7 protein-coding genes are annotated in these 13,922 nt (G+C 64.2%); 4 read left to right on the plus strand and 3 right to left on the minus strand.

Translation table 11 applies throughout. The features are described from left to right. Window positions 1-25: 25 nt before the first annotated feature. Both tssL and tssM read left to right on the plus strand, forming a co-directional pair. Entirely contained in the window at window positions 26-1,309 is a 1,284-nt protein-coding gene (tssL, locus tag AWB78_RS22690) for a type VI secretion system protein TssL, long form (protein WP_232477793.1), read from the plus strand. 40 nt (window positions 1,310-1,349) lie between these two features. Beyond that, the gene (gene tssM / locus AWB78_RS22695; RefSeq protein WP_062608228.1) at window positions 1,350-5,345 is read left to right on the plus strand and encodes a type VI secretion system membrane subunit TssM; all 3,996 of its coding nucleotides are present in this window, start codon (window positions 1,350-1,352) and stop codon (window positions 5,343-5,345) included. A gap of 93 nt (window positions 5,346-5,438) precedes the next feature. On the opposite strand, the gene AWB78_RS22700 is transcribed toward tssM, so the two are convergent. The 3 genes from AWB78_RS22700 to AWB78_RS22710 form a co-directional block, all read right to left on the minus strand. Next, on the minus strand, window positions 5,439-6,020 hold the full coding sequence (locus tag AWB78_RS22700; RefSeq protein WP_062608229.1) for a flavin reductase family protein: 582 nt from the start codon (window positions 6,018-6,020) through the stop codon (window positions 5,439-5,441). 165 nt (window positions 6,021-6,185) lie between these two features. Then, the gene (gene gudD / locus AWB78_RS22705; protein ID WP_062608230.1) at window positions 6,186-7,535 is read right to left on the minus strand and encodes a glucarate dehydratase; all 1,350 of its coding nucleotides are present in this window, start codon (window positions 7,533-7,535) and stop codon (window positions 6,186-6,188) included. A 109-nt stretch (window positions 7,536-7,644) separates the two neighbouring features. After that, entirely contained in the window at window positions 7,645-9,072 is a 1,428-nt protein-coding gene (locus AWB78_RS22710) for an MFS transporter (RefSeq protein ID WP_082883399.1), read from the minus strand. A 166-nt stretch (window positions 9,073-9,238) separates the two neighbouring features. Here AWB78_RS22710 and AWB78_RS22715 point away from each other — a divergent pair, with 166 nt between their 5' ends. Together AWB78_RS22715 and AWB78_RS22720 are read left to right on the plus strand one after the other, a co-directional pair. Continuing rightward, window positions 9,239-10,276: a LacI family DNA-binding transcriptional regulator gene (locus AWB78_RS22715; protein ID WP_062608231.1), complete on the plus strand. Its 1,038-nt coding sequence runs from the start codon at window positions 9,239-9,241 to the stop codon at window positions 10,274-10,276. Window positions 10,277-10,799: 523 nt separating this feature from the next. After that, entirely contained in the window at window positions 10,800-13,697 is a 2,898-nt protein-coding gene (locus tag AWB78_RS22720; protein WP_082883400.1) for an ATP-binding protein, read from the plus strand. The last annotated feature ends 225 nt before the right edge of the window (window positions 13,698-13,922 follow it).

Below are 13,922 nucleotides of genomic sequence, written 5' to 3' on the forward strand. Positions count from 1 at the left end.
GAGAACCTAAAAAAACGGATCAAGCATGAACATGGTGGACGACTCAACAAACTTCGCGGCAACGGACACGGCTGCCGAGCCTGACCCGCAGGCGAGCGCGTCCAGGCACGAGAAGCGTGGGGCGGCATCCCTGCCCGTCGGCGAGCCGCAAGCCGAACGTCTTCGCGCAATCCAGCAGGCGGCAAATCCGTTGCTGGAGGCCGCCCGCCCGCTGCTGCGCGCACTCGCCGACATGCCCGATGCGCTGGACGACAACGCCGCGACGAACCTGCTCGACGTGCTCAAGCAGGAGGTGCGAGTGTTCGACAACCTCTGCGAGCAAGCGAAGATCAGGCGCGACCATATCCTGGGCGCTCGATATACCCTTTGCGTGGCCCTCGACGAAGCGGCAATGGAGACCCCGTGGGGCCGCAAGGAGGCGGGGGGCGAATGGAGCACGAATACGCTCGCCGTCGCTTTCCACAACGATGTTCGCGGCGGCGAAAAGGTTTATTTGCTGATCGGCCGTCTCATGAGCGAGCCGCGCGAGCATCTCGACTTGCTCGAAGTCATCTATCGGGTTCTGAGCTTCGGCTTCATGGGCCGTTATCGCAACCACGTCAATGACACGCGCAGTCGCGACGCCATTCGTGAACGGCTCTTTCATGAGATCCGCACGAACCAGACCAGTTCGCACGGCCTGCTGTCCCCGAATGCGCTGTCCGACGCACGAGGCCGGCGACTCACGTTCCACGACTTCCCGGTGTGGATCACGGTCGCCGTGCTCGGCGTGACGTTGCTTTCGCTGTTCGCGTGGTTCAAGTATCAATTGCTGACCGCTGAGACAAGCCTCGAGAAACAGATCGTCGATATCGGCCGGATGATGCCGCCCCCGGCACCGCGCCGCCCGCATTTGAAAGAACTCTTGAAGAATGAGATCGCTACCGGCACGGTCAGCGTCGAGGAAGATGCGAAGCGCAGCGCCGTGATTTTCCGCGGCGATGCGATGTTCGCCCCGGGAGGCGTCGCGGTCAACACAACGATGGGCCCGCTCATCGCGAAGATCGCTCAGGAGATCGCGAAGGTGCCCGGCAAGGTTACGGTCGCGGGCTACACGGACAACGTGCCCGTCAAGAGCCGTCAGTTCGCATCGAATGACAGCTTGTCTGAAGAGCGCGCCACGCAAGTGATGCAGATGTTGCAGGCCGCGGGCGTTCCCGCTGGTCGTCTCGAAGCCATTGGCAAGGGCGCGTCCAACCCTATTGGCGACAACGCCACAGTCCAGGGGCGCGCGCGGAACCGGCGCGTCGAAATCTCGATCGCACCCTGAACGCAGCCCACTCTCGACTTTCGTCGAATGGAATCAAAGCATGAAGAAGTTGTCGTTTCTCGTTTCGCGCTGGTTTCTGGCGCTGCTTGCGCTGGCATTGCTCTCTCTCGCGATATGGTTCATCGGCCCCTATCTGGCGTTCAATGAACTGAAGCCTCTGGAGGGCGTCGGCATACGGGTGCTGGTCATCGCGTTATTGTTGTGCGGTGTCTTGCTGTGGCTGAACGGCTGGTCGACGGCCATTGTGTTCGGCGTGCTGTCATGTCTCGCCATCTGGCATGGCGCGCCGCTTCTGAGCATCGGTCAGGCACGGCCATTGGCTTCCCCTGCGGCGCGCGTCGGCTTGATCGCCGCGGTGATCGTCCTGTTTGCCCTCTTCGGCCTTCATTGGGTCTGGAAGCGGATGCGCAGCGACGAACAGTTCCTGAAGAAGGCGCTGCGCTTCGACAGCAAGACGGTATCCCCGGCAGCCGCACGCATCGGACAGATCGAGGCGCGCATGAATGTCGCACTGGCGCGACTGAAATCGATGCGCACAGGTGCGAGGGGGCTCACTCGCCTGTTCCAGGGCACGCGCTATCTCTATGAACTGCCGTGGTACATCACGCTGGGCGCCCCGTCTTCCGGCAAGTCGCGCGCGTTGCTCAATTCGGGACTGTCATTCCCCGAGGGCAATTCCACCTTGCGGGCGGGCAGCGCGCCCGGCGCCACACAGCAGGTCGATTGGTGGCTCGCGAATGAAGCCGTTCTGATCGACACCGCCGGCTACTATGTTCGCCCGGGCACGTCGTTGCACTCGCTGCCGGACGCAGCGGAGGACACCCGCGATCAAAACACCCGGAACCGGGAACCGCTGACCCGCGGTCCGAATTCGAGCAAGAGCAGCGTTCCCGTTTCCGACACGGATCATCATCGCCTTCTCGACAATGATGAGTGGTTCGGCCTGCTCGCGCTGCTGCGACGCCGGCGTCCGCGCGCACCCGTCAACGGTGCGTTGCTGACCATCCGGCTCGATACGCTGACCTCCCCTGACGCTTCCGCGCGCATCGCCGAAGCGCACGCGCTTCGCGAACGTCTCGCCGATTTGCGCAGCACGCTCGGTGTTCGCTTTCCGGTGTACGTGATGATCACGCAGATGGATCGTCTGCCGGGCTTTCTGGACTATTTCGCGTCGCTGACCGAAGAAACCCGCGCCCAGATATGGGGCGTCACCTTGCCCGCTGGCGCGTCGCCCGAGCATCTCGCGCTTCGGACGTTCTGCGAGGAGCAACTGCGAGCACTCGCTTCGCGCGTGGCCTCCGGCGTCAACACGCGCCTGGACGACGAGTACGACATGAACTGCCGACGCAGTCTCGCGAGACTACCCGAAGCGTTCGCCGCGATCATCGCGCCGCTGTGCGATGTGCTCGGCGAACTGTTCGTCGACTCGCGCTACGACGACACGCAGCAACGCGCGATGTTGCGCGGCGTCTATTTCACGAGCGCGATGCAAGGCGGCATGGACGTCGTTGCCGAGCCGCTGACCGTGATGCGACGGATCACAGCGGAGAAGCTTGTAGATCGCACGCACGAGGCAGGCAATCAGAGCTACTTTCTGCATACGCTCTTCGCCAGGGTGATCCTGCGGGAAGCACACCTCGTGCGGCCGAATCTGCGGTGGGAATACCGGTTTCGCGCGCTGCGGCTCGTCGGCCACGCGCTCCCCCTGCTGCTGTTCGGATGGCTCGCAGTGGGCCTGTTCACGAGCTTCGGCAATAACAGCGCTTATCTCGACGCCATCACGCGCAAGACCCATGCGTTGTCCGCGAAGATCACGCAGCTTTATCGTGAGCCGAAAGCGGAGAGCGTCCCGGACGCGCTCACTGAGGCGCGTTATCTGCCCACCTGGACGGGACTCGATCTCTCCGCGCCGGATCCGGGCTTCCGCTTCGGCCTCTATTCGGCGCCCGCGGTCGTTGACGCAAGCGACGCGACGTATCGCGCGCTGGAGAACAACTTGCTGTTACCGCATATCGTGCATCGCCTCGAGGATGCGCTCTCTCAAGCGATCACCGATAAAGACGCCGCAGCCTCCTATAACGCCCTGCGCGTCTACCTGATGCTGTACGACCGCGAGAAATTCGACGCCGGCGAAGTCAAGGCATGGGTGCTCGACGATTGGGCCCGAACCGACAGCGCGTCGGTGTTCGGCGGCCGCGCGTCGATGATCGATCACGTGCAGCAACTATTCTCCGGCGATCGAATCGTGCAATCGCCCCTGATCCGCAATGACGCGCTGATTCAGCGCGCCCGCGCCCTGCTCGACACCAGCAACGGAACGCAGCGCCTCTACGAGCGCGCCAAGGCCGCGATGACGGCGGAATCGCCGGACGAGTTCACGCTGCTGCGCGCGGTGGGTCCACAGGCCGGTACCGTAGTTACGCGGGCGAGCGGCGCACCGCTTTCGCGCGGCGTGGCGGGGCTTTTCAGCTACGACGGTTATCGCAACCTGTTCGACAAGCGCCTGCACGAGTTCGTCCAGCGCGCCCGCAACGACGACGCGTGGGTCATGGGGCGGTCGTATCTCGAGGATTGGTCGAACACGGATCAAAAAAAAACAGCTGACTTCGTGAAATCCGCGGCGGGTGCCGACGATTCCCTCAGCGAAGCCATTCGTCGGCTGTATCTGACGGAATATGCCCAGCGATGGGAGGCCTTTCTCGCCGATATCCGTCCGGTGACCGGCACGAGCCTTTCGTTCAATCTGCAGATCCTGAGGCAATTCGCGGCACCGGATTCGCCGCTCGCGCGTCTCGCACGAGCGGCCGTCCGCGAAACCACATTGACGCGCAATCCCGGCGCCAATGACTCGCTGTTGCAAAAGACCAGCGACCAGCTCGCGCAGAAGGCGGACAAGGCGCTCGGCATCCGGGCGGAGGAACGTATCGAGCGAGAGCTCGTCGACAATCGTTTCGCCGCATTACGGGAAATGGTCACCGGCGACGCGTCCGCCCAGGACGGCGCGTCCACACCGGGCACACCGGGAAACAAGACGGGGCTGGACGGCGTGAGCGCGTTGCTCAACGAGAACTACACGGCGATGACCGTCGCGGACAATGCGCTCACGAACAATAGTCTGCCTCCCGCGAGCGACGCGTCGGCGAAGTTGAAGATGGCGGCGAACACGATGCCCGCGCCCTTTCGCGAAGTGCTCCTCGGCTTGTCGTCACAAGGCTCGCGCGAGGTCGCTGAAGGCATCGGCCAGCTGCTTTCGCGTCAGATGCAGTCGGTCGTCGGCGATGTCTGCCGCCTTGCGATCGAGGGCAACTTCCCTTTTTCGCCCGACAGTAAGCGCGATGTCAGCATCGACGACTTCACGCGCATGTTCGCCCAGGGCGGCGTCATCGATGATTTCTTCACCAAGAATCTCGGGCCGCTCGTCGACGTATCCGGCAAGCCGTGGCGCTACAAGACGCTGCCTGGCGCCACGGAGCCGGTTCATGGCCCGGATCTGGAGCCCTTCGAGCATGCTCGCGATATCCGCAACGTTTTCTTTGGGGAACAGGGTAAGCAGTTGTCGTGGAAGATGGAACTGCGCGTGCCCGACCTCGACCCGACGGTCCTGAGTCTTGCAATCGATATCGATGGTCAAAGCATGCTGTACGAACATGGCCCGGTGCGGCCGTTGTTCGCCGCATGGCCCGGACCGCGCGGCGGCGTGCATGCGGAGATCACGGCGAGCCCGAGAATCCGCCAGGAAACGTCGACGATTGCCGTCGATGGTCCGTGGGCCTTGATGCGGTTGTTGCGCAAGGGACAAGTCGTTCCGACGGCCACGCCCGGACGCACACGCGTCGCACTGGAGTTCGACGGCCGTAAGGCGGTTCTGGATATCGCGAGCCCCGGCAGCGTGGCCAACCCGCTCACGAGCGATCTCCTCACGACTTTCCGTTGCCCCAGCGGGATGCCGATATTCGCACTCGCGGACAGCGGACCACCGCCCGGCCTTCCGTCAGCAGCGACCGCTCCCCCGACAGCAGCGCAGACCGCACGCTGAGCCGGTGGACGGGCTCAATGCCCTGCGCGCCCGCATCATCGAATGGCGCATGCGCCGCTCCGGTCGACGGAACGCGACGCAGCCTCGACAACCTCAGCGCACGAGCGGCTTCGCCTGCTCCATCGCCGACGCGCGCACGAACTTGCCCGCGCCCAGATGGTGAATCGTATGCAGCGGCTGGTTCGACTCGTCGACGATCCAGTGGCCGTCGGCGAACACGCGCGCATCGGCGGCGGCCGCGACGACTTCGGCGAAACAGGTGTCGTAGGCGTCTTCGGTGTGTTTCTCGTCGATCAACCGGCATTCGAGCCACGCGGCGCAGTTCTTTTCGATGAGCGGCAGGCCGAGCACCGGCCCCTGCACCGTCTCGATGCCGAAGGCTTCGAACTTGTCGATGTCGCGCCCGCTCGACGAGCCGACCGCATAAGTGAGATCGATCATCGCGGCGCCCGGCACGATGATGCCGAACGTGCCGCTCGCGGCGGCGAGCTCGCGCGTGTACGTGCTCTTGTCGATCACGACGGCGATGCGCGGCGGCGTGAACTCCACCGGCATCGACCACGCGGCGGCCATCACGTTGCGGCGGCCGCCATGCGTGCTCGTCACGAGAACGGTCGGGCCATGGTTGATAAGGCGGCTGGCGTGCTCCAGCTTCACGGGAAGAAAGTGACTCATGGTTTTATGGATGCAGAAGACAATTCGCGTGATTGTATTCGGCATGCGACGCGTCTGCCCGCAAGCAGTTCCATGGCGACCCGCGCGAGGCGAAGAACGAGACCGCCATCGCCATCGGCGCGGGCGAGTTGCCACAACAACTGCCCGCCGCAGACCGCTATCGCATCAACGCACGAGGCACGGCTTCTTGTTGTCGAACTTCCAGTTCGGGATCAGATACTGCATCGCGACGCCGTCATCGCGCGCGCCGAGGCCGTGCTGCTGATACAGCGCATGCGCCTTCTCGACTTCATCCATATCCAGCTCGACGCCGAGACCCGGCACTTCCGGCACCTTCACCTTGCCGCCGACGATCTGCAGCGGATCGCGCGTCAAACGCTGGCCGTCCTGCCAGATCCAGTGCGTATCGATCGCGGTGATCTTGCCCGGCGCGGCAGCGGCGACGTGCGTGAACATCGCGAGGGAAATATCGAAGTGATTGTTCGAGTGCGAACCCCACGTGAGGCCCCAGTCGTTGCACATCTGCGCGACGCGCACCGAACCCTGCATCGTCCAGAAATGCGGGTCGGCGAGCGGAATATCGACCGATTGCAACTGGATCGCGTGACCCATCTGGCGCCAGTCCGTGGCGATCATGTTGGTCGCGGTCGGCAGGCCCGTCGCGCGGCGGAATTCGGCCATCACTTCGCGGCCCGAATAGCCGTTCTCCGCGCCGCACGGATCTTCCGCGTAGGCGAGCACATCGTGCTTGTCGCGGCACAGGCGGATCGCTTCGGCCAATGACCACGCGCCGTTCGGATCGAGCGTCACACGCGCATCGGGGAAGCGCTCGGCGAGCGCGGTGACCGCTTCGATTTCTTCATCGCCCGCGAGCACGCCGCCCTTCAGCTTGAAATCGTTGAAGCCGTAACGCGCCTGCGCGGCTTCGGCAAGACGCACCACCGCTTCGGGGGTCAACGCGACTTCGGTGCGCAGGCGTTCCCAGTCGTCCTTGCCGTCCGCGCCGGATGCGTATTGCAGGTCGGTCTTGTTGCGATCGCCAACATAGAACAGATAGCCGAGCATCTCCACTTCATCGCGCTGCTGGCCTTCGCCGAGCAACGCCGCGACGGGCACGCCGAGATGCTTGCCGAGCAGATCGAGCAACGCCGCTTCGAGCGCAGTGACGGCATGAATGGTCGTGCGCAGATCGAAGGTCTGCAGGCCGCGTCCGCCCGCGTCGCGATCGGCGAACTTGGTGCGGACCTGATTCAGCACCGAATGAAGATTGCCGATCGATTGCCCGACGACGAGCGCACGCGCATCGTCGATGGTCTTGCGGATGTTCTCGCCGCCCGGCACTTCGCCGACGCCCGTATTGCCCGCGCTGTCCTTCAGGATCACGATGTTGCGCGTGAAGAACGGTCCGTGCGCGCCGGAGAGATTCATGAGCATGCTGTCACGCCCCGCAACGGGGATGACACGCAGTTCGGTGACGGTAGGCGTTGCGTTGACGCGAGTTGAGGTCGTAGACATGAGCGAAGTACCGGTTGTTGATTGAGACATGGCGCGCGCCGTGAGAATCAGACGGCGCCCTGGGTTTCCATGTAAAGCGCGTACGGCGAGAGTCGACGTCGTGTGTGCGTCACTCGGCCAGTTCGAAGCGTTGAATCTTGCCGACGACGAACAGATAGCAGACGATCGCGATCAGCGCATTCGCGCTCACGAACACGAGCGCCGATGCGAACGAGCCGGTGCCCTGCACGAGATAGCCGATGACGATCGGCGTCGTGATGCCCGCCGTATTGCCGAAGGTGTTGAAGAGCGCCGCGCACAGCCCGCTCGCCTGCTTCGGCGCGGTATCGGAGACCACGGCCCAGCCGAGCGCGCCGATGCCCTTGCCGAAGAACGCCGCGGCCATGATGCCCACCACGAGCCACTGATTATCGACGTAGTTGCACACGATCATGCAGGTGGACAGCAGCAGGCCGACGACGATCGGCACCTTGCGCGCGGTGGACGTCGAGAAGCCGCTCTTCATCAGCCGGTCGGAGATGACGCCGCCAAGCACGCCGCCGAGAAAACCCGCGATCGCCGGAATCGATGCGACGAAGCCCGCCTTCAGGATCGACATATGGCGTTCCTGCACGAGATAGATCGGGAACCAGGTCAGGAAGAAGTAGGTGAGCGTCGTGATGCAGTATTGCGCGATGAACACGCCGAGCATCATGCGGCTCTTGAGCAGTTGCGCGAAGACCTTGCGGCCATGCACGCCGTCCTTCGAACCCGCCCTCGCGGCGCGGCGCTCCTTCGCGAGCTGCTTGTCTTCGAGGTCGACCATCGCGCCGTTATCGGCGATGAAGCGGACTTCGGCGTCGTTCGCGAGCGGATGTTCGCGCGGCGCAAAGATGGTCTTCAGCCACACGCCGGTGAGCACGACACCCAGCGCGCCCATCGCGAAGAACACGTACGGCCAGCCGTAAGTGTGCGTGATCCAGCCCATGATCGGCGTGAACAGCACGGCCGCGAAATACTGCGACGAATTGAAGATCGCCGACGCCGTGCCGCGTTCGGCCGTCGGGAACCACGTGGCCGTCAGGCGGGAATTGCCCGGAAAGGCCGGTGCCTCGGCCGCGCCGACGAGAAAGCGCAGCGCGAAGAGCGTGACGATCGCCGCCGCGACCGGCAAGCCCGCGACGAAACCTTGCAGCGCCGTCAGCACCGACCAGAAGAAGATGCTGCAAGCGTACACGCGCTTCGAGCCGAAGCGGTCGAGCAGCCAACCGCCCGGAATTTGCGCGATCACATACGCCCACGCGAACGACGAGAAGATGTACCCCATCGCGACCGGCGAAATGCCGAGCGCGTGCTGAATCGACGAACCCGTGATGGACAGCGTCGCGCGGTCGGCGTAGTTGACCGTCGTGACGAGGAACAGCATGAGCACGATCAGGAACCGCGCCTTGCTGCGTCCCGCGTAACTGGTCGCGTCGGCCCTGCCAGCCGCGGCGACGCCGCCACGGGCACTTTCCTGGGCAAGCGAATCTCGCGCCCGCTGTACGCCATTCTCCATTCTTGTCTCCGGTGTTGTGTGATGTCCCATGGGTTTGGAGAATATGTTAGCGCAAACATTGAGAAAATTCGGGTTTTCCCGCGTCTTGCTTATAGGATGTCTTATGTCATGAAAGGCGCAATCCGTTCGACCGTACCGATAAAATGAACATGACAACGGAGTGGAAATGGACGAGAGCTACAGGCCCGCGGCTGGCCGATCGAATCAGGCGAACGAGAGCGTCACGCTCGAGGATGTCGCGCGCCTCGCGGGCGTCACGGCGATGACCGTGTCGCGCGCATTGAAGCGGCCCGAACTGGTGAAGGAAGAGACCAGGCAACGCGTGCTGGATGCGGTGCAGGCCACAGGTTACGTCCCCAACATGCTCGCGGGCGCCCTGGCGACGAACAAAAGTCATCTCGTCGCCCTGCTGCTGCCGACCATCGCGACATCCATCTTCACGGACATGGTGCAGGCGATGATGTCGACGCTCGCCGCCTCCGGCTACCAGACGCTCCTCGGCCTGACCGACTATCTTCGCGATCGCGAGGAGCAGATCGTGCAGACGTTGCTCGGCAGGCGTCCGGATGCCATCGTCCTGACCGGCACCGATCATTCCGCGATCACGCGCGACCGGCTGCTCAAGACAAAGGTGCCGATCATCGAGATCTGGGATCTGACCGACGATCCCATCGACATGCTGATCGGCTTCTCGCACGAGGCCGTCGGGCGCGCCGTTGCGCGCCATCTGCTGGACAAGGGTTATCGGCGCTTCGCGGTCCTGTCCGCCGACGATCCGCGCGGCTTGCGGCGAAGCGGAAGCATCGTCGAGGAATTGAAGCGGCACGGCGTGCACGACGTGCCGATGGAAGTCCTGCGCGCGCCCGCCACCCTGCAAACCGGGCGCGAAGGTTTGGTCCGCCTGCTCGAGAAAGGCTTGCCCGACGTGATCGCGTGCAGCACCGACACCCTCGCGCAGGGCGTTCTCGCGGAAGCGGCGAGGCGCGGGATCAGCATTCCGCGAGAAGTGGCCGTGATGGGTTTCGGCGATCTCAGCACTGCCGCGCACGTCCATCCGGCGCTGTCGACCGTTCGGATCGACGGCGCGGCGATCGGCAAGCTCGCCGCCGAAGCGCTTTTGCGCAGGCTCGATGGAAAAGAGCAAGCACCTGCCGCATTGCGTGTCGATACCGGATTCACGATCGTGGACCGGGAAAGCGCCTGATCGATCGTTCGCCGTTGCGCACGGCGTCGCCGGCCCGGTCCGGACCTCTTCCCCTTCCAGGCTCTGGCCTGCCTGTTCCCTGCGTGTCGCGACTCCGGCCGGCTCGCGGGCGTCGTTACGCGCGAGCGTTTTGAACGGGCCCGGCCCGTTTCGCAAGATGAACCGTACGTAAAGCAACGGTATTCGGACTACGGAAGCCATCGAGCGCGGGGGCGTGCAGAAGGCGAAGAGTGACCACATCGCAAAGACGAGATTTCAAAGTCCACCACAAGGAGTGGCTTACGAACGTCGCCAGGTGGTTCAGGTTGCAGAAAGACGTCGAAGGCATCGAGGATCGACTCGACCAGGCGTTCATTTGCGCGATGAGCGGCAAACCCGGCCGGCCTTTCGATGTCGGCGGTCGCGTGGCAGAAGGCACTGCTTGCGTTTGATTGAACCATCCGTAACATTGCACAGCCAGCCCTCGTCTTGAGCGCTTGCCACGAATCTATCGTCGGCGATTCCCAGCAGGAGCATTACCTTCATGACGGATTGGCCACGCGGTAGCGGCGAGATGTCCCGCCTCATTCGGGCGTGCGACTGGGGGGCGACTTCGCTTGGTCCCCTCGCGCAGTGGCCGTACAGCCTGAGGAGCGCAGTCGATCTGATCCTGGCGTCGGGTCATGCCATGCAGTTGGCCTGGGGACCGGAGAAGATCGTCCTTTACAACGATGCCTACGCCCCGATGCTGGGGGACCGTCACCCACGCGCGCTCGGCATCCCCTTTCGCGAAGCATGGCCCGACATCTGGCAGAACATCGAGCCGTTCGTGGAGCAAGTGTTCGCCGGCGAGACGGTGAGTTTCGACGACATGCCGCTCGTCATGACCCGGCACGGTTATGCCGAGGACACGTGGTGGAACTTCTCGTACTCGCCGATGCGAGACGAATCGGGCGCGGTCGCCGGACTGCTGAACGTGACGGTCGACGTGACCGCGAACCACCGGGCCGAGCAGGCCGAGCGCGAGCGCGACGTTGCCAATGCCCGGTTGCGACTGAACGAGGCGCGGTTCCGTGCGCTGGTCACGGCGGGCGGCAACTCGATCTACCGGATGAGCCCCGACTGGCGGCTGATGTTTCAGCTCGACGGTCAAACCTTGGCCAACACCGCGGCGCCTATCGAGGACTGGGTCGAGAAATACATCCCCGACGACGACCTGCCCGCGGTGCGCCGAGCCATCGAGGCGGCCATCCGCACCAAGTCGCTCTTCGAGCTGGAACATCGGGTCCGCCTGGCCGACGGCGGCGTGGGCTGGGTGCTCTCGCGCGCCGTACCGCTGCTGGGGCCGGATGGCGAGATCACGGAATGGTTCGGGGCGGGCAGCGACATCACGCAGCGCATCCACGCCGAGCAGGCCAGGCGCGAGAGCGACAAGAAGTTCCGCATGCTCTTCGACTCGATCGACGAAGGGTTCTGCACGATCCAGATGATCCTGGATGACAGCGGCACCGCCACCGACTTTGTCATGCTGGAGGTCAACCCTGCCTATCAGAGGCAAACCGGGCTCGACGATGTCGTCGGCAAGCGTGCGTCCGACATTTTTCCCCGCATGGAGGAATGGCTCGACCTGTTCGCAAGGGTCGCCTTTACGGGCGAGGCGGCGCGTCTGGAGTATCAGGTCGAGCAGATCGGACGCTGGTACACGGCGTTCGTTTCGCCGGTCGGACCGAAGGGCGGCCTGCAACTTTCTCTCGTCTTCAACGACATCACCGAACGCAAGCGCGCGGAGCGGGTGCTGCGCGAGCGGGAGGAGCGACAATCCTTCCTGCTGGAGCTGAGCGATGCGCTGCGCGTCGAGCAGGACCCGGACATCATCGGCAGCGCCACCACCCGGCTGGTAGGCAAGCAGCTGGGGGTGGACCGTTGCTACATCGTCCGCTTGTCGCGCGATGCCGGAAAGTGCTGGGCCGAGTTCGAATATCGGCGCCCCGACCTGCCGTCGGTGGAGGGCGAATACCGCCTGCAGGACTTCCCCGACGCCGTCGCCCTGATGGAGATGCAGTCGGTGTTCTATCCGGACGTCGCGAGCGATACGGCGCTTTCGGACCTGGAAAGGCAATCGCTGCGCGCGCTCCAGATCGGCGCGCTGCTCGTGGCCCCGCTGCGACGCGGCGAGCGCAACTACGTCTGGGGCCTGGTGGCCGCGACCACGGGACCCAGGGCGTGGACGCACGAGGAACTCGGCCTGCTGGAGGAAGCCGCCGAACGCACGTGGGCAGCCATGGAACGTGCCCACGCCGAGGCAGCGTTGCATGACGCCGACCGCCGCAAGGATCAGTTCCTGGCCGTGCTGGCGCACGAACTCCGCAACGGCCTGGCACCGCTGGTCTACAACGTTCAGATCGGCAACAGCCGCCCGGACAACGCGGCGCTGACGAAGGAGCTGTTCGCCCGCAGCGACCGCCAGTTGCGGCATCTCGTCCACCTCGTCGACGACCTGCTGGACGTCGCCCGCATCAGCACCGGCAAGATCGAGCTGAACCTCGAACTCGTGAAGCCGCGCGACATCGTGAACCTTGCGCTCGATGCCTGTCGGCCGGAGGTCGAGCGTAAACACCACCGGCTGACCGTCATCGACGAAGGTGGCTCCGGGCTGGTCGTCCGAGGCGACCGCGTGCGCCTGACGCAGGTGGTGTCGAATCTGCTGTCCAACGCCACGAAGTATATGGATGATGGCGGCAGCATCACGGTGCGCATCGCAGGCGACGGCGAGCAGGCGCTGGTCGAAGTCAGCGATACCGGCATCGGCATTCCGCCCGCGGCGCTGTCCCAGGTCTTCGAGCTCTTCACGCAGGTCCGTGATCAGCAGGCGTATTCGGCGGGCGGTCTGGGCATCGGTCTCTCGCTGGTCAAGCAACTGGTGGAGATGCACGGTGGCAGCGTCACCGCCGCGAGCGACGGAGCGGGCCGGGGCAGCACGTTTGCCGTGCGCCTGCCGGTCGCCGTGGTCGCCACCGCAAGCAGGCTTTCCGTGGCGGCGCACGCCGAGATGGCCTCGCCCAGCCGGCCCTTGCGCGTGCTCGTGGTGGACGACAGGAGCGACGGCGCGGATGCGCTGGCCGAGTTGCTGCGGCTGGACGGCCACGACGCGGAGGCGGCATACGGAGGCCCGCAGGCACTGGAAAGCGCGCACCGGCGCCGGCCGGACGTGGTGCTTCTGGATCTGGCCATGCCCGGGATGGATGGGTTCGAGGTCGCACGGCATTTGCGCAGCGACTTTCCGGATCATCCGCCGATGCAGATCGTGGCGCTCACTGGCCGCGGGCAAAAAACCGACCGGGAGCAGATCCTGGCGGCTTCCTTTGACGGCCACCTGGCCAAGCCAGCGGACAACGTCGAACTGCAGGCGATTCTGCTGACAGCGCGACAGTTGTTGACCTGAGCGGGAATGCGCCTGATCAGTTTGACTGCGATCCTGCGCCGCTGTGCGGATACATCGGAAAGTCGAGCACATTCGACGACGCCATCGAGCGATGCGCGCCGGTTTATGCAGAACAGGATGAAGTCGACTGGACGTCCCTGAAGGCAGCGGTCGAGTCGGGACGTGTGCAGGTCATTCGTGAATGAGGTCGGAGGCTGAACGGCCTCGTCGCCGTGATCATCCTAT

It is taken from the genome of Caballeronia calidae, assembly GCF_900044055.2.
GTDB classification, from domain to species: Bacteria; Pseudomonadota; Gammaproteobacteria; order Burkholderiales; family Burkholderiaceae; genus Caballeronia; species Caballeronia calidae.